This is a genomic window from Nocardia terrae, from assembly GCF_009760405.1.
GTDB lineage: Bacteria > Actinomycetota > Actinomycetes > Mycobacteriales > Mycobacteriaceae > Nocardia > Nocardia terrae.
The window spans coordinates 111876-127981 of the sequence record NZ_WRPP01000014.1 but is presented as its reverse complement, the minus strand read 5'-3'; the positions used below and the strand labels follow the sequence as shown (position 1 = coordinate 127981).

The following is a 16106-nucleotide window of genomic DNA, read 5'->3' as shown; positions in this document are numbered from 1 at the left end:
TGCGTGCCACCACCGTAACCGCTTGTGAAGCCCTGCACAAAGTCGGTGAATTCAGTCACTTTGCGGCGGGCTCCGGCCCCGGGTTCATTCAACCCTCATCAGCGCGAACCCGCCACGCAACACACCGGAGGACACGAGGGAAGGGGGTCGGGTTTCATGACCCCCAAAAGTCCCCTATCGCGCGCTATTTCGCGAGGTCGGCGCGCAGACGCGGTTCATCCACATCGAAATAGCTGTGCTCACGCCCGTCCAGCAGCACCACCGGCAGCCGGTCCCCGTATTCGGCGCGCAGGCCCGGGTCCGTGGCGGCGGCCTCGTCCACGTCGACCGTGGCGACCTCGACGCCGAACTCCGCGCAGATCGGCCGCAATTGTTCGAGTGCCGTGTGGCACAGCCCGCAACCACTACGGGTCAACAGAGTCACAGCATGTGGCGAATCGCTCATAGCCACCATCTAACAACTTCCCGTTATGTCGTTCGCCGTCTACGTTGCGGCCACCCCCGGGCGTTACTGTTGACTATGCCGGCGCATGCACCCTAGGTATTGGCCCCGGGCTAACCGGCGACTTGGTCGGAACAGGCGGAGGTACTGGTGCCGGAACGTTCGAAAGAGCAGGGGACGAGCTTCATCGCGGGACGATTCGGTGAATTCCCGGCGCGCTGGGGTCAGGGCCTGCAGGACCTGCAGGATCAGTTCACCCGCATCACCCGCAGTCCGTTCGGTCCGAGCGAAGAAGAGGTCCGCGCCAACCTGGCCGGTGAGGCCAGCGCCGATGCCGCCATCGCCCTGCACGACGCCGAGCTCGCGCTGCGCGACGATGACGACACGCCGATTCCGGCGGTCCCCCGCGACCTCACCGCCGCGGCCTTCTTCGATGTCGACAACACCATGGTGCAGGGCGCGTCCATCGTGCACTTCGCCCGCGGGCTGGCGGCGCGCAAGTACTTCAAGACCTCCGACCTGGTCGATATGGCTTGGAAGCAGGTCAAATTCCGGGTGACCGGCAAGGAGAGCCACTCGGACATGGCGTCGGGCAAGGAGAAGGCGCTCTCGTTCATCGCGGGCCGCCCGACCGCCGAACTGGCCGCGCTGGGCGAGGAGATCTACGACGAGATCATCGCCGACAAGATCTGGCCCGGCACCCGGGCGCTGGCGCAGATGCACCTGGACGCGGGCCAGCAGGTCTGGCTGGTCACGGCGACGCCGGTGGAACTGGCCCAGGTCATCGCCAAGCGGCTGGGCCTGACCGGCGCGCTCGGCACGGTCGCCGAGAGCGAGGACGGCGTCTTCACCGGCCGTCTGGTCGGCGACATCCTGCACGGGCTGGGCAAGGCGCACGCGGTGCGCACCCTGGCCATTCGCGAGGGCCTGAACCTCAAGCGCTGCACCGCCTATTCCGACAGCCACAACGACGTGCCCATGCTCTCGCTGGTCGGCACCGCGGTGGCCATCAATCCGGACGCGGATCTGCGCGAGGTCGCCAAGAACCGCGGCTGGGAGATCCGCGACTTCCGCACCGGGCGCAAGGCCGCGAAAGTCGGTGTGCCCACGGCGATCGCACTCGGCGCGGCCGGCGGCGCGGCGGCCGCGGTGCTCTCGCGCAAACGCGAGGCCAAGGCGAGCTGAGCTGGATTCCCTTCGGCGCCAGCCATACTCGGCGCGAGATATGCCAAGGCGACAGCTGATTTCGCAACCGCGGGGGTAGCTCACCGGGTACCCCCGAAATAGGTTGGGCACCCGACCGGCGGCACGGGTGCCCAACGCCAACGGCTCTCAGCCGCCCGCTGAATATTCGGGGAGGCGGGGGAGCATAATCTAACCTGTGAACGGATTCCGGCGCTTGATCAGATTCTTGTACAGCGTCCCCTGAATGGTTTCGCGTACCTGATCGGTGATTTCGAACATCGTCATCGGATCATCGGCATCGGCCGGTTCATATCCCGCGGTCGAAATCGGTTCACCGAATTCGATGTACCACTTGGACGGGAACGGAATCGCGCCCAGCGGGCCCAGGTGCGGGAACAGCGGCGTGACAGGGAAATACGGGATACCGAGCAGTCGCGCCAGCGGCTTGAGATCGGCCAGCTTCGGGTAGATCTCCTCCGAGCCCACGATGGAGCACGGAATGATCGGCACACCCGTGCGCACCGCCGCCGACACGAAACCGCCACGGCCGAAACGCTGCAGCTTGTACCGGTCCCCGTACGGCTTGCCGATGCCCTTGTAACCCTCGGGGAACACGCCCGCGACTTCGCCCGCGCGCAACAGCCTCTCGGCGTCGGCGGGGCAGGCCAGGGTGTGCCCGGCCTTGCGGGCCAGGCCGCCGATGATCGGCGTCTCGAAGATCAGGTCGGCGGCGAGGATGCGCAGCGCGCGCTGCTTGGGATGCCGGTCGTGCACGGCCAGCTGCAGCATGAGCCCGTCCAGCGGGACCGTGCCCGCGTGGTTGGCCACGATCAGCGCGCCACCCACCTCCGGGATGTTCTCGATGCCCGACACCTCGACCCGGAACCACAGGTCCGACAGCGGCCGCAGCATCGGGAGGATGACCGATTCGAGAAGGTGCTCGTCCAAACCGAATTCGTCGACCTGGTAGTCGCCGGTGAGGCGGCGGCGCGCGAAATCGGCGGTGTAGCGGACCCCCTCCGCCACGGACCCCCGAATCAGGTCACCCAGCGACTTGGGCTGACGCGCTTCGACTTCGGCGAGCCGATCGGTCAGCGAGGTCACGGGGGTGAGCGCCGGCTCCCCCGCCGGCCACACCCGGGACGGGCGGTTGGGCCGCGTCTCGAAATCCACGTCGTGAAGTCGAATCACCTTCGCTACGTCACTCATTGGTGTGCTCCCGTCCCGGCCCCGAGCAGGCCGAGAAGTTTGTTCTCTGCGGCGTCGATCCACGTGGGATCGATCACGGGCCGCAACGCTGCGCCCCCTATGAAGTCGTCGAATGCCTGCACCGTGGTCCAGCGCGGTTGGAATCCGAGGTCGGTGCGCATCCGGGTGGTGTCCAGACCGCAGCCGAAGTGGAAGTAGTCGATCTGCTCCGCGGTGAACTCCCGCATCACCGGGCCCATGACGGTGCGCCCGACGGTGCGGAAAACCGCGTACGGGACCGGCAATTCGATCCGCCCGGCCCGGCGGATGGCCTGCGACAACGCCATGGCGCCGTCCCCGGCCACATTGAAGGTCCCGCCCGGAGCGGTCATCGCTCCGTGGACCAGGGCGGCGATGCCGTCCTCCTCGTGCAGCAGCTGCATGCGCGGATCGCGGCCGAGGATGGTCGGCGTGATCGGCGAACGGAAATACTGCACACCGCGTTTGGCCAACTGCGGACCCACGATCGGCGGGAAACGCAGAATGGCCGCCGAGATATCCGGGCGTCGCCGCGCCAGACCGCGGACGAAACCCTCCACCTCGATCATGTCCCGCGCGAACCAGCCGCGCGGCGGGGTGCGCGCGCTCATTTCCTCGGTGAATTTCACCGGATCCTTGGCACTGCACCCGTAGACGGCCGACGAGGACCGCACCACCACCCGGCGCACGCTGGAAGCCTTGCGGCACACCGCGAACAGCTGCATGGCGCCGAGGACGTTCATGTCCTTCATGGCGGCGCGACCGCCACCCGACGGCGGGCGCGACAGCGCTGCGGGATGCACCACCGTGTCCACCTGATTTCCGTCGATAACCTTGCGGATCAACGGATTTCGAATATCGGCGCGCACGAATTCGGCGCGGCCCATGCGGCGCAGCAACTCCCGGCTGGGCTGTTTGGCATCCACGGCGATGATGCGTTCGACGCTGGGGTCGGCCGCCAGCCGGGCCACCACATTGCCGCCGAAGAACCGGCTCGCGCCGGTCACCATCACCACCTTGGGCGCCTGCCCGTCCCGGGTCCCTGCCGCACCGGATCCCACTCGCAGCCCCCAATGTTTTGCTGTGTCACTGCCTGCTTTTTATTCCCGCGCCCCCAAGGGTAACCGGCCGGTAGGGGCCATCCGAAGAGTATTAACCAGGATCTAACGATGACTTCAATCACCCGTGAAAAACGAAAGCCCGCCACCGACGGTGACGGGCTTCCAGCTACGACGCAGCGGGCTTACTTGCCGAGTTTGCGACGCTGAACACGCGTGCGGCGAAGCAGCTTGCGGTGCTTCTTCTTCGACATGCGCTTGCGGCGCTTCTTGATCACAGAACCCATAGGGTTGTTCCTCGCGTTCTCTCGGGTCATCCCCGCTTTCACGGGGTGCACACTGTCTGACCCTGCACAGTCCCTACCCGATACGGGCCGAGATGGACCCGGCGGCACCACCGGCACGTACAGGATGCCGGTCCATGCTACCGGGCCACTCTCCGGCGAACGAAACGGGTGGGGGCCGACTGACTACCCCGGGCGTGCTACCCCGCGTCGAAGTAGGACGTCTCCAGATAGTCGTGTACCGCTTTCGCGTGTACTCGGAAGGAACGCCCCACCCGCACCGCGGGCAGCTCTCCCGAATGCACCAACCGGTACACCGTCATTTTGGATACCCGCATCAGATTCGCGACCTCGGCGACGGTGAGGAACTGTGTCCCTCCGCCGATGACCGAGCTGGCGTTGATTGGGCTGTTTCCGGACCTCGCTTGACTGTTTCCAGACATCATCGCGTCACTGACCTCCGGCACGTCCGCGCCGCCGGCTTCCCCACCGGCGGAACAGACACGCACGTGCTCCTTGAAGCTTAGCGGGACCAGTGGGATTGCTGCGACGGGTGTGAGAAATCAGCCTTTGCTGTGGCGAGTCGGCCTTCGGCAGCAAACTAGCAACCGAGCAGTATTGGGACGCCACGAGGACGAGAAAGGTGCGGCGAACGCGATCGCCGCACCGTCAACGTTAGTCCGCGACCGCGCCGAGTTCGGCGGAACGGCGTTTTGCGGCGTCGAATGCATCGTGGAATGCCGAACGCACCGCGTTCCGCTCCAGCTCCCGCAGACCGGCCGCGGTGGTGCCACCGGGCGAGGTGACCGCGGCACGCAATTCCGGAGCAGACTGACCCGACTCGTCGAGCAGCGCGGCCGAACCGAGCATGGTCTGCACCACCAGCTGGGTGGCCACATCGCGGGTCAGACCCAGGCCCACCCCGGCATCGACCATGGCCTCGACGATCAGGAAGAAGTAGGCCGGACCCGAACCGGACACGGCGGTCACGGCGTCCATCTGATACTCCGGAACCGTCACGACCTTGCCGACCGATTCCATCATCTCGGTGACCAGGGCCAGCTGCTCCTTGCGGGCGTAGCGGCCCGCCGCGAGGGCGCTCATGCCCTGACCCACCAGCATCGGGGTGTTCGACATGACCCGCACGACCGGGAAACCGGCGGGCAGCCGGGATTCCATGCGCGTGGTCGGCACACCGGCGGCCAGCGAGACCAGCACCTGATCGTGTTCGTCGCCGAGTTCGGCCTTGCCCAGTTCGGCCACCACGCCGTCCACATCGTTCGGCTTCACGGCGACGACGATGAGGTCCGCGGACTTGGCCGCATCGGCGATATCGGTGGTGGTGCGAATGCCGAACCGCTCGGCCAGCAACTCCGCCCGCGCCGGGACCGGCTCGACAACAACCAGATCCTTGGTGGCCCGCCCGGACTCGAGCAGGCCGGCGATCAACGCCTCACCGATCCGACCACCACCGATAACCGCAATCCTCGTCATGGGTTTCAAGGCTAGCTCCCCCGCCTCCCCGCGACTTTGGCGCACGGCTGAGAGCCGTTGGCGCTGGCAACGCGTGCCGGCGGTTGAGAGCCGAAACAACTCAGGACGTACCCGACGAGTTACCCCGACCGTCACGAAATCAGCTGTCACCCTGGCATACGGGAACCAATTCGCTAGCGGGGCTGGGGGATCAGGGCGAGCTGGCGGCTCTGGGCGACGATGGCGCCCGTGGAGTCGATGACGAGCTGGTCCTCGTCGAACATGCGGTTGCCGACCTCGCGGCTGTGGGCGATGACCCGCAGCCAGCCGGGGGCCGGGCGGCGGCGCAGGTAGGTGGTCATCTGCACGGTTGGCGCCCAGCCGAAGTGGCCCAGGTTCATGGGGACCGGCGGGCTCATGTCGGCGGCCATCATGGCGAAGAAGGCGGCGACGTCGGGGTCCTGCTCGTCGCCGGCGAGGGGGCGGATCCACAGGCGCAGGCGGGGCTCGGACTTCTCGCCGGCGAGGAAGCGCGCCCACCGCGTGTCGATGGCGACCGAGGCGCCCTGGGCCACGTGGACCAGCTTGCCCATGGGGTTGCGCTCGTCGTAGGCGAGGGAGTCGGCGTCCGGTTCGGCGGGCATGTCGCCCGCGTGGTCGGCGGCGTACCGCGGAGCCGAGTCGTCAAGGTGGCTGAACGTGAAGGCGGTGTGGACGAGGGTGCGGCCGTTCTGGATCAGGCTCGCGCCGGTCAGCGCGATCTGACGGCCCAGCTTGCGGGTGCGGACCTCGTACTCGACCTCGCCCGGGTCGGGAGCGCCCAGGAAGTCGGTGCTGGCCGAGATGGGGAACATGGCGGCCTGCTCGGGAGCGGTGCGGCGCAGCCACTCGGTGGCGGCGGCCGCGCTACTCGCGACCATGGTGCCGCCGTGCACCTTGTTGCCGATGGTCCAGGTGGGATCGATCGAGCCCGCGAAGCGACCGACTTCGGGAGTGTCCGAATCGAGTTCGATCATTCGGCAGACGCGACTGAACGGCGCATTCGCCAGTTCGTTCGCCGAATCCGGTTCGACGGTCAACTCCGTTGTCATCCGCTGTCCTTCCACTGTGTGGTTGTACAGCGTAAACGGGCGAGCAGATCATTCCATCCGGTCGGTGGGATGAATCACCCGAACTCACCGAAGCTCTCAGGGGCTTACGCCCCCGAAACCCCCGAATACGCCGAAAAGAATTCAGCCGCGGTGCGCGGCGGTCGGTTCCGGAGTCGGAGCGGGCGAGAAATCGTTCAGGTGTTTGCGCGCGAACTGCAGTGCGCGATTGAGCATGGCGGCCCGGTCCATGGTGGTGCGGGCCATCTGGGTGTTCACCTCGATGACGGCCTGGCCGTCGAAACCGTTGTGGACCAACATTTCACAGAGCTCGGCCACCGGCTGGGTGCCCTCGCCCGGGATGAGGTGCTCGTCGGTGGCGGCGCCGCGGCCGTCGGCCAGGTGCAGGTGGGTCAGGCCCGAACCCATGCGACCGGCCAGGACCAGGGGGTCCATGCCCGCGGTCGCGGTGTGGGAGGTGTCGAGGGTGTAGTGGCGGAAGCCGACGTCGGTGGGGTCGTAGGAGGGGCTGAAAGTGGTGATGGACGGGCCGGGATGGCCGCCGCGGCGTTCCAGGCGCTGAATCGAGCTACCGCGGAACAGGGTGTCGGCGCGCATGGGGAACATATTCTCCACGGCCACCGCGACCGGTCCCGAATTCTCCAGTTCGGCAACCTGTTTCGCGAAGCCCTCGGCATAGCGGCGCTGCCAGCGGAAGGGCGGGTGCACCACCACGGTGGCCGCGCCCAGCGCCTCGGCGGTGTGCACGCTGCGGGTGAGCTTCGCGATCGGGTCCGACCCCCAGACCCGTTGCGAGATCAGCAGACACGGCGCGTGCACGGCCAGCACCGGCACGTCGTACTTGTGCGCGAAATGCTGCACGGTGGAAATCGACTGACTGGCCGGTTCGGCCCACACCATGAGTTCCACGCCGTCGAATCCGAGTTCGGCCGCGTACCGGAACGCGGCCTCGGTGTTCTCCGGATACACCGAGGCGGTCGAGAGCCCGACCCGGACTTCCCTTCGCTCCGCCCGGTTCTCGGTGCTCGCCCCCTGCGCTTGCACGATATTCCCCACTGCCGCTCCCTGCTCAGTTCGTACTGAGTAGAAAGGCTAGCGGTCCGAGCGTGACAAAGACGCCTACGACGACGGCAATCACAGTGGAGAAAATGTCATCGGTCCGGCGCAGCACGCGCACCAAGGCGACCAATCCGAGAATCACGATCATCGCCAGGGCCAGGGCCACCCACGGGAGCATTTCCCACATGCGTTCGAAACCCTTGAACAGCAACATGCCCGCGACCGCCGCGCCCACACTCTGGCCCGCGATCACCGCCCATTGCCGGCGATTGTCGTCCTCGTCGGAACGGCCCCGGGCGCGCGCCCGGGCGGGCTTGACGGCACTGCCGCGCCCCGCCTTGCGGCCGATCGCCCCCGCCTTCTGTTTGAAGGCGGAAAGCCGTCCGGCCATGGACGTTTCGGGCTCGTCGTCGTAATCGTCGTACTCGTCGTCGTCGAGCGGCTCGTAGAAATCGGTGAGGTGATCGTCGGGTTCGGGCTCGGGAGCGACCGCCACGCGGCCACGGGCAGCACCGCCGCGACGCTTGCCGCCGCCCGAATCGCCGAAGCGTGAATTCCGGCCCCGGGGTTCGTCATCACGATTGTGGGCATCGCGGAGCAGATCACCGGCAACCGATTCACCCGAGAGCAGCTGCTGATCGTCGTCGGCCAGCGACGCGGACCACGCGGCCGTCGGCACCGCCGCCTGATCGCCGCGATCGGCGTCGGGACCCGGCCGTCTTCGCGCCGACCACGCCGGAAGTCCGTTGGCCGCGCCGTGGTCGACGCCGCCGCGCCGCTCATCGGGCGGGGCCTGCGCCGGACCGGGCGGCAGCTGAGACTCGGCGTGCCGGCGGGCCGAGCGCGACATGGGCGGGGCCGCGGGGCCGGGCTGCGGCGGTTCGAAGCCGCGCGGGGCGCGCGGTAGCGGCTCGGGTCCCGGCGCGGGCGACCACGCGGGGGCGGCCGGATTGAACTGCGTGCGGGCCACGTCCTCGAAGGGCGGGCGGGCCGCGGGGTTGAACTGGGTGCGCGCGGGCTCGTCGAGCTGCGGGCGCGAACTTGCCTCCAGGCCGCGCATCGCGGAGTCGCCGCGGAACGGGCGCACCTCGTCGGTGGTGTCGTCCTCCGGGTCGTAGCGGCGGCGACGGCCGCCCTCGCGGGGCGGGGCGGGGTCGATTCCGCCCGGCCGATCCAGGTCGGGGCCGCCCAGCCGATCCAGCGACACCTCGGAGTCCAGCGGATCCGGCTTGCGGCGGCGGCCACCACCCGAGCGCCCGTCCGGTTGTAGCGGATTCTCGGTGGGCGGCCAGTTCAGGCCCGCCGACCAGTCCCGGCCGGACGGCTCGGGTAGGGACGGCGGCTGCGGGGTGGGGGCCAGCGGGTCGTAGTACGAAATCGGCCCGGACACCGGGGAATACACCGGGTCCGGATCGGGTACCGCGGCGTACGACGAGTAGTCCGGCGCCGAATAGTCCGGTGTTGCCGGGGATCCGGAGGAGGAGAGGTCCGAGTAATCCGAAAAGTTCGAGTAATCAGAATAATTCGAGTAGTTCGAAAAGTTTGAATAGTCCGATTCAACCGGGGCGGGTTCGGGCGCGGGAGCGACCACCTCTTCGTCGGGCGCGGCGTGCGAGGACGATCCATTGCGCGGGACCACCGGAATATCACCGGTCAGATCCGCGACGGAAATGCCACGGCCACTTCGACGTCTACGCCCCCCACCGCTCGCGGGGGACCCACTTTGCTGCCCGTTCCGCGCCAGTAGCTCGGCAACGGACAGCTGACTTGCATCCTCGGTCATCGAGACACCGTTTCGATCGGGCCCGACAGGCCGCCCTCGGGGCCGCCGGTTATCGGTTCGCTATCCAGGTCGGTATCCAGCTTGCGCAAGATCAATCCCTCTCGCAGTGCCCAGGGACAGATTTCGAGCGTGTCCAGGGACAGTGCCCGCATACTCGCCTCCGCGACCAGCGCACCGGCCACGAGTTGCTGTGACCGATCAGAACTCACGCCTTCCAATTCTGCCCGGTCGGCGGCTGTCATTCTCGAAATGAACGCAATCAGCTGCCGCAGGCCGGAACTGGTGAGGGTACGCCGAACCCGGGGTCCCGCAACAGAGGGGGCGGCCCCGGTCAGCCGGGCCAGCGAGCGGAAGGTCTTGGAGGTGCCCACCGCCAGATCCGGTCGGCCCACCTCGAGCAGCTGCTTGGCGGGCAGCACCAGCTCGGCGTCGAGCCAGTCGCGCAGCACCGCGACGCGGCGCTTGCCCGGCGGGTCGTGGCGCAGCCAGTCGCGCGTCAACCGGCCGGCGCCCAGTTGCAGCGAGAGCGCCACATCGGGCACCTCGTCCGCGCCGTTGCTCAGTTCCAGCGAGCCGCCGCCGATGTCCAGATCGAGAATCCGCCCGGCGCTCCATCCGTACCAGCGGCGTACCGCGAGAAAAGTGTGTCGAGCCTCGTCGACACCGGAGAGCACCTGCAGATTGACGCCGGTCTCGCGGCGCACCCGGGCCAGCACCTCATCGGAGTTGGTGGCCTCGCGGACCGCCGAGGTGGCGAAGGCCATCAGCTCCACACAACCGGAAGTCTTTGCGATGCTTGCGAATTCGGCTACGGTAGCCGTCAGGCGGGCCGCGCCCGTGGACGTGATCCGCCCCAGATCGTCCATGCTCTCCGACAGCCGCAGCGCGGACTTCGTCGAACTCATCGGCATCGGGTGTCCACCACGATGCGCGTCCACCACGAGCAGGTGGACGGTATTGCTTCCCACATCGAGTACACCGAGCCGCACAAGAACACGGTACTGGGTGCGTCACGACTTCTGGCCAGGCGACTGAGCTGTTAGCGTTCCGCGTTGTGACGACAGGGGCATCGGCGAGCGGACCGACCGGGCTGCGACCAGCGGCGAAGATCGACCCGACGCCCGAGGTGGAACTCGACTTTCCGCGCGAGTGGATCGAATTCGTGGATCCAGCTAATGACGAGCATTTGATCGCGGCCGATCTGACCTGGCTGCTCTCGCGCTGGACCTGCGTTTTCGGCACTCCGGCATGCCAGGGCATCATCGACGGCCGCGAGAACGACGGCTGCTGTTCCCACGGCGCGTTCCTCTCCGACGCCGAGGACGGCAAGAAGCTGCACCGGGCTGTGAAAATGCTCACAGCCGACGACTGGCAGCTGATGGACAAGGCGACCGACGAGCAGGGCCGGGTCCGTAAGAAGCTGTATCTGGAAGAGGACGACCTCGACGACGAACCGGCGTTGCGCACCCGGCGTGTCGACGGCGCGTGCATCTTCCTGAACCGGCCCGGCTTCAGCGAGGGCATCGGCTGCGCGCTGCACACCATGGCGCTGCGCAAGGGGCTGGAGCCGCTCACGGTGAAGCCGGAAGTGTGCTGGCAGCTGCCCATCCGCCGGACGCAGGACTGGGTGGACCGGCCCGACGGGGTGGAGATCCTGCGGACCGTCATCACCGAATACGACCGGCGCGGCTGGGGTCCCGGCGGGCTCGACCTGAACTGGTACTGCACGGGTTCGCCCGACGCGCACGTCGGCACCCGGCCGGTGTGGGAGGCCTACGCGCCCGAGTTGATCGAGCTGATCGGCAAGCCCGCCTATGACGAGCTGGCGCAGCACTGCAAGCGACGGCAGGGGTTGGGCATCGTGGCGGTGCACCCGGCGACGGCCATCGCGCAGGAGAAGGCCGCCGAGGCCGCGGCGGCCGAGAAGCCCGCCAAGAAGGCCAAGCCCGCGCGGCAGTAGCGAAATACTTGCCGGGATTTTTCTGAAAACTGAGAATTTCACATAGTTGCTCACCTACTGTGCCACCGACCCCTACCCCTCGGGGGTCGCAGCACAGGAGTACGCACAGTGAGCAAAATCCCCTTGGGCGGCCGCCATATCGGCGTCGGACTCGCCGGACTGGCCATCGCGACCGGCGCCATCGGCGTCCTGACCACCCATGAGGCCCCGGCCGCCCACGCCAACGTCGACTCGGTCACCATCTCCGGATCGAACTGGACGGTCAACAACACCTACACGCTGCACGCCAGCCTGTCCGGTGCGTCGTTCGGCCTGCTCGTCTACTGGGCCGACAACGGCAACAGCCTCACCCCCGTCGGCAAGGTCCCGTGGCCGCCGTACAACGCCAGCCTCGACTGGACGCCCAAAACCCCAGGGCAGCACACCCTTACGTGCACTCAGAACGGCGTCACCCAATCCGTGACGGTGACCGTCAGCGACGGCACCACCACCACGACGGTCCCGCCGACGACCACCACGGTGCCACCCACCACGACCACCACGGCCCCGCCCACGACCACCACCACGGCGCCGCCGACGACGACCACCACGGCCCCGCCGACGACGACCACGGCCCCGCCCACCACCACTGAACCGCCCACCACCACAACGGTTCCCCCGACCACTACCACGGCCCCGCCCACCACCACGACCGAGCCGCCCACCACCACAACGGTTCCCACCACCACGACGCCCGCCCCGAGCGGCGGCGGTGGCACCGGCAGCGCCAACGGCCTGCCGTTCGGTCTCTGACGAACAGGAATTCCCATGCGCAACAAGTCCTCCGGCCGCGCGATCGGGGCCGGGCTGGCCGGCGCCACCGCCGCCGCGGTCGTGGCCGTCATGTCGCCCGCGGCGACCGCCGACGTCGACGTGATCACCATCTCCAACAACTCGCCGACCGTCGGCACCTCCTACGGGCTGCACGCCTCGCTGTCGGGTCCGTTGTTCGGCCAGACCGTCTACTGGAGTGACAACGGCACCAGCCTCACCCCGAACGGCAAGATGCCGTGGCCGATGGGCGAATCCAATCTGGACTGGGTGCCCGCCACCGCGGGCCGCCACGTCATCACGGCCTCGCAGGGCAGCAGCACGCAATACCTGGTCGTGGACGTGAACGACGGTTCGGGCGCGGGCACGACCACCACGACTCCGGTCCCGCCGACCACCACGACCGCGCCGACCACCACCGCGCCGGCGGTTCCGGCCCAGGCCACGCCGCCTACCGCCAACCCGTCGACCAGCCAGCCGAGCAGTGGGAGCGGCAGTGGCAGCGGCGGCACGGGCAGCGCGACCGGTAGCGCGGGCTCGCTGGTCAGCGCACTGTTGCGGGGATTGTTCGGCAGCAGCTAGTCCGGTCTCCGCACCTAGGCGTGACGGGATCCGCTCCGGATCCCGTCACGCTCGAACAAACCAAGCGGACGCTCGCTGCGGAATTTTTGCGAAACGCCTCCGATTCAGACTCTCGGTCCCCTAGTGTGCTTGCCGTGCGTCGAATCGGTTCTGGAATCACCGGTTTCGCGGCCCTGGTCGCCGCGGCCGGGCTCGCGGCCCCTTCCGCTTCGGCCACTGTCGACAGCGTCGGCATCGACCCGGGCAACCTGGTGGTGGACAAGGCGTACACGGTCTCGGCCACGCTCGGCGGCGCCTCGATCGGCCAGCTCGTGTACTTCAGCGACAACGGCGTCCAGATCGGCCCGCCCAAGATCCAGTCGCCGCCCGGACACGCCTCCATCAGCTGGCGGCCCATGACCACCGGTCAGCACGTCCTCACCGTCTCGCAGGGCTCCGAGAACCGGTCGATCGTGGTACAGGTCTCCGATGCGCCCTTCGGCTCCGGTTCCCTGGGCACCGGCAGTGCGGGCTCGTAGTCCAGATGTCCGGCGGGTGAACAATGGGTGCCCGCGCCCGGCAATCGAATCAGGCTGCGTGGAAGTATATTTCGTTGTCCTCTCGGTCCCGTGACCTCGGTCTGTGAATAGCCGGAAGTGCGCCCGACATCGATCGGCTATTGCCAATTCACCGAGACGTGTTAGACACACTGGCCATGATCAAGAAAACCCTCGCCGTCGCCGCTCTGGCCGCCGGTGCCGTTGTCTCCCTCGCGCCGCAAGCCTTCGCTGATAACGCCGATCCCAACGCCTACTCCGATCAGACCGCCAACTTCGTCATCTACAACGATCCCGCCGTGCTGGGTGCCAAGGACGCCGGCAAGCAGATCATCGTCAGCCCGTACGGCACCAGCCACACCATCGCCTGCAAGGGCAACGGCGCGGACGTGCCGCTGTACGGCTGCATGCAGCAGGACAACCCGGGCCTGGGCTGGATCATCCTCAACCAGCAGGAGATTCCGGGCCTCGGCACCGCGTGGGTCTACAACATGCAGTCGGATCCGAACGCATAGTTCGCCGACGGCGGGGGGGGACGCACGAATCTTGGTCGGGGAGAAAGCATGAAACCCGCCCGCCTCGCGATTGCGAGGCGGGCGGGTTCTTTTCGTGGTTCGGGGCCTACGCCTCGAGCTTGTAGCCCAGGCCGCGCACTGTGACCAGGTGCTCCGGCTTGGCCGGGTCGGCCTCGATCTTGGAGCGCAGGCGCTTCACGTGCACGTCGAGGGTCTTGGTGTCACCGACGTAGTCGGCGCCCCACACGCGGTCGATGAGCTGGCCGCGGGTCAGCACGCGACCCGAGTTGCGCAGCAGGTACTCGAGCAGATCGAACTCCTTGAGCGGCAGGGTCACCGACTTGCCGTTGACCTGCACGGTGTGGCGGTCCACGTCCATGCGCACCGGGCCGGCCTCGAGCACGCTGGTCTCGCTGCCGTTGTCGGGCTCCTCGCCCGCGCCGCGGCGCAGCACCGCGCGGATGCGGGCGATCAGCTCGCGCGAGGAGTAGGGCTTGGTGACGTAGTCGTCGGCGCCCAGTTCCAGGCCGACCACCTTGTCGATCTCGCTGTCGCGCGCGGTCACCATGATGACCGGGACGCTGCCGCGAGCACGCAACTGCTTGCACACGTCGGTGCCGCTCATGCCGGGGAGCATGAGATCGAGCAGGACGATATCCGCGCCGGAACGGTCGAACTCGGACAGGGCGGACGGGCCGTCACCCACCACCGTGACCTCGAACCCCTCCTTGCGCAGCAGGAACGCGAGCGGATCGGCCAGCGACTCCTCGTCCTCGACGATCAGCACACTCGTCATCGGGTTGCCTCCACACCGTTGGTTCTGGCCCGCCCGAGGGGACGCGGACCGCTTTCCTTCTTGGCCACCGGAACCCCGGCGGCAAGCTTCTTGTCGACCTGCCCGTTGGAATCGGCAGGGTGGGCCGGGATACGCAGGGTGAACGTCGATCCGGTGCCCAGTTTGCTCCACAGGGTGATCTCACCGTTGTGGTTGGCGGCCACATGCTTGACGATAGCCAGCCCGAGGCCGGTACCGCCGGTGGCACGCGAGCGCGCCTTGTCGGCCCGGAAGAAACGTTCGAAGACGCGCTCCTGGTCCTCCTTGGAGATGCCGATACCGCGATCGGTGACCGCGATATTGACGTAGCCGCCGCGCAACGCCCGGCTCACCGACACGTGGGAGCCGCGCGGCGAATACGCGATGGCGTTCTCGACCAGGTTGGACAGGGCCGTCACCAGCAGCGTCTGGTCGCCGAGCACCTCCAGGCCGCTGGTGGCGTCGGTGGAGACGGTGATGCCCGCGGCCTCGGCGACATTGCGGGAGCGCTCGATGGCCTGCGTGACGACGGTGTCGACCTGGACGGCCTCGAGTTCCGGCAGCCGTTCGGCGCCCTGCAGGCGCGACAGCGCGATCAGCTCGGTCACCATCTTGCCCATGCGGCGGGCCTCGCCGTGCAGGCGTTCGCCGAAGTGCCGCACCGAATCCGGATCGTCGGCGGACTCCAGCAACGCCTCCGCCAACAGGCTCATGGCGCCGACCGGGGTCTTGAGCTCGTGGCTCACATTGGCGACGAAGTCGCGGCGGGTGGCCTCCATGCGGGCCTGCTCGGAATCGTCGTCCGCGAACAGGACCACGAAGTTCGGATTCTCCTGGGAGAGCGGCCGAGCAACTCCTCGGACAGCGAGGCGGGCGCGGCCGGGCATGGGGATCTTGGCGGTGAGCTCGAATTCCACGTCCTGGCCGCCGTGCAGGACCTGTTCGACCGCGGCCCAGGCGCGCTCGTCGAGCAGGCGGTCGTGGACCACGCCCAGCTCCTCGGCGCGCGGGTTCACCAGCACCACGTCCCGGTACTGGTCGACGACGGCGATGCCGGACTCGGAGGCGAGCACGATCAAGTCCAGGACCTGCGACATGGTCAGCCCGGTGTCGGTGGCGGCACGCAGGCGTTCCTGGCGGGCGTTCACATACGGAATGAGCAGTCCTCCGACGGCCAGTCCGACTACGGCCGCCAGGACTGCCAAAAGCACGGCCTGTGGAACGCTCACACTTTGAATCGTACGGTCGCCGACGCGGGGTCAAACCCCG

Annotated in this window: 18 protein-coding genes; 6 read left to right on the top strand and 12 right to left on the bottom strand. The window is 67.8% G+C overall.

Annotation, left to right across the window (positions count from 1 at the left end; translation table 11 throughout):
• Window positions 1–184: 184 nt before the first annotated feature.
• Complete coding sequence (locus tag GPX89_RS41185) at window positions 185–445, bottom strand: glutaredoxin family protein (RefSeq protein WP_157393203.1); 261 nt, start codon at window positions 443–445, stop codon at window positions 185–187.
• 147 nt (window positions 446–592) lie between these two features.
• Here GPX89_RS41185 and GPX89_RS41180 point away from each other — a divergent pair, with 147 nt between their 5' ends.
• Window positions 593–1627: an HAD family hydrolase gene (locus GPX89_RS41180; protein ID WP_407939567.1), complete on the top strand. Its 1035-nt coding sequence runs from the start codon at window positions 593–595 to the stop codon at window positions 1625–1627.
• A gap of 189 nt (window positions 1628–1816) precedes the next feature.
• Here GPX89_RS41180 and GPX89_RS41175 read toward each other — a convergent pair whose 3' ends face one another.
• From GPX89_RS41175 to GPX89_RS41135, 9 genes are all read right to left on the bottom strand, one after another.
• Window positions 1817–2836: a lysophospholipid acyltransferase family protein gene (locus tag GPX89_RS41175; protein ID WP_157393202.1), complete on the bottom strand. Its 1020-nt coding sequence runs from the start codon at window positions 2834–2836 to the stop codon at window positions 1817–1819.
• Window positions 2833–3864 (bottom strand): NAD-dependent epimerase/dehydratase family protein, encoded by a 1032-nt coding sequence (locus GPX89_RS41170; RefSeq protein ID WP_157393278.1) that lies wholly within the window; start codon window positions 3862–3864, stop codon window positions 2833–2835. The genes GPX89_RS41175 and GPX89_RS41170 overlap by 4 nt, the downstream gene beginning before the upstream one ends.
• Before the next feature lie 233 nt (window positions 3865–4097).
• A complete protein-coding gene (locus tag GPX89_RS41165) occupies window positions 4098–4199 on the bottom strand; it encodes a 30S ribosomal protein bS22 (protein WP_003402602.1) in 102 nt (33 codons plus the stop codon).
• Between the two features lie 197 nt (window positions 4200–4396).
• The gene (locus GPX89_RS41160) at window positions 4397–4639 is read right to left on the bottom strand and encodes a helix-turn-helix domain-containing protein (RefSeq protein ID WP_040813644.1); all 243 of its coding nucleotides are present in this window, start codon (window positions 4637–4639) and stop codon (window positions 4397–4399) included.
• 232 nt (window positions 4640–4871) lie between these two features.
• Window positions 4872–5690 (bottom strand): pyrroline-5-carboxylate reductase, encoded by an 819-nt coding sequence (proC, locus tag GPX89_RS41155; RefSeq protein ID WP_157393201.1) that lies wholly within the window; start codon window positions 5688–5690, stop codon window positions 4872–4874.
• A 173-nt stretch (window positions 5691–5863) separates the two neighbouring features.
• Entirely contained in the window at window positions 5864–6760 is an 897-nt protein-coding gene (locus GPX89_RS41150; RefSeq protein ID WP_157393200.1) for a thioesterase family protein, read from the bottom strand.
• A 141-nt stretch (window positions 6761–6901) separates the two neighbouring features.
• Window positions 6902–7825, bottom strand: a complete 924-nt coding sequence (locus GPX89_RS41145) for a sugar phosphate isomerase/epimerase family protein (protein WP_328602922.1) — start codon at window positions 7823–7825, stop codon at window positions 6902–6904.
• Between the two features lie 22 nt (window positions 7826–7847).
• Window positions 7848–9227, bottom strand: coding sequence for a hypothetical protein (locus tag GPX89_RS41140; protein ID WP_157393199.1), 1380 nt, complete (start codon window positions 9225–9227; stop codon window positions 7848–7850).
• 389 nt (window positions 9228–9616) lie between these two features.
• Window positions 9617–10609, bottom strand: coding sequence for a Ppx/GppA phosphatase family protein (locus GPX89_RS41135; RefSeq protein WP_328602899.1), 993 nt, complete (start codon window positions 10607–10609; stop codon window positions 9617–9619).
• 119 nt (window positions 10610–10728) lie between these two features.
• Here GPX89_RS41135 and GPX89_RS41130 point away from each other — a divergent pair, with 119 nt between their 5' ends.
• From GPX89_RS41130 to GPX89_RS41110, 5 genes are all read left to right on the top strand, one after another.
• Window positions 10729–11580: a hypothetical protein gene (locus GPX89_RS41130; protein WP_328602921.1), complete on the top strand. Its 852-nt coding sequence runs from the start codon at window positions 10729–10731 to the stop codon at window positions 11578–11580.
• 108 nt (window positions 11581–11688) lie between these two features.
• Window positions 11689–12372 (top strand): hypothetical protein, encoded by a 684-nt coding sequence (locus GPX89_RS44100; protein ID WP_198347833.1) that lies wholly within the window; start codon window positions 11689–11691, stop codon window positions 12370–12372.
• Between the two features lie 15 nt (window positions 12373–12387).
• On the top strand, window positions 12388–12972 hold the full coding sequence (locus GPX89_RS41120; RefSeq protein WP_157393198.1) for a hypothetical protein: 585 nt from the start codon (window positions 12388–12390) through the stop codon (window positions 12970–12972).
• A 134-nt stretch (window positions 12973–13106) separates the two neighbouring features.
• On the top strand, window positions 13107–13490 hold the full coding sequence (locus GPX89_RS41115; RefSeq protein WP_157393197.1) for a hypothetical protein: 384 nt from the start codon (window positions 13107–13109) through the stop codon (window positions 13488–13490).
• Between the two features lie 176 nt (window positions 13491–13666).
• Window positions 13667–14023 carry a hypothetical protein gene (locus GPX89_RS41110; protein ID WP_157393196.1) on the top strand — a complete coding sequence of 119 codons (357 nt, stop codon included), beginning with the start codon at window positions 13667–13669 and terminating at the stop codon, window positions 14021–14023.
• A gap of 106 nt (window positions 14024–14129) precedes the next feature.
• Here GPX89_RS41110 and GPX89_RS41105 read toward each other — a convergent pair whose 3' ends face one another.
• Both GPX89_RS41105 and GPX89_RS41100 read right to left on the bottom strand, forming a co-directional pair.
• The gene (locus GPX89_RS41105) at window positions 14130–14819 is read right to left on the bottom strand and encodes a response regulator transcription factor (RefSeq protein ID WP_157393195.1); all 690 of its coding nucleotides are present in this window, start codon (window positions 14817–14819) and stop codon (window positions 14130–14132) included.
• Window positions 14816–16066, bottom strand: a complete 1251-nt coding sequence (locus GPX89_RS41100) for a sensor histidine kinase (protein ID WP_328602898.1) — start codon at window positions 16064–16066, stop codon at window positions 14816–14818. The genes GPX89_RS41105 and GPX89_RS41100 overlap by 4 nt, the downstream gene beginning before the upstream one ends.
• Window positions 16067–16106 lie beyond the last annotated feature (40 nt).

Excerpts from the sequence above, each read along its gene's own strand:
- GPX89_RS41185 (WP_157393203.1), bottom strand. The coding sequence starts at position 445 with ATGAGCGATTCGCCACATGCTGTGACTCTGTTGACCCGTAGTGGTTGC.
- GPX89_RS41175 (WP_157393202.1), bottom strand. The coding sequence starts at position 2,836 with ATGAGTGACGTAGCGAAGGTGATTCGACTTCACGACGTGGATTTCGAG.
- GPX89_RS41170 (WP_157393278.1), bottom strand. The coding sequence starts at position 3,864 with ATGGTGACCGGCGCGAGCCGGTTCTTCGGCGGCAATGTGGTGGCCCGG.
- GPX89_RS41165 (WP_003402602.1), bottom strand. The coding sequence starts at position 4,199 with ATGGGTTCTGTGATCAAGAAGCGCCGCAAGCGCATGTCGAAGAAGAAG.
- GPX89_RS41160 (WP_040813644.1), bottom strand. The coding sequence starts at position 4,639 with ATGTCTGGAAACAGTCAAGCGAGGTCCGGAAACAGCCCAATCAACGCC.
- proC (WP_157393201.1), bottom strand. The coding sequence starts at position 5,690 with ATGACGAGGATTGCGGTTATCGGTGGTGGTCGGATCGGTGAGGCGTTG.
- GPX89_RS41150 (WP_157393200.1), bottom strand. The coding sequence starts at position 6,760 with ATGACAACGGAGTTGACCGTCGAACCGGATTCGGCGAACGAACTGGCG.
- GPX89_RS41120 (WP_157393198.1), top strand. The coding sequence starts at position 12,388 with ATGCGCAACAAGTCCTCCGGCCGCGCGATCGGGGCCGGGCTGGCCGGC.
- GPX89_RS41110 (WP_157393196.1), top strand. The coding sequence starts at position 13,667 with ATGATCAAGAAAACCCTCGCCGTCGCCGCTCTGGCCGCCGGTGCCGTT.
- GPX89_RS41105 (WP_157393195.1), bottom strand. The coding sequence starts at position 14,819 with ATGACGAGTGTGCTGATCGTCGAGGACGAGGAGTCGCTGGCCGATCCG.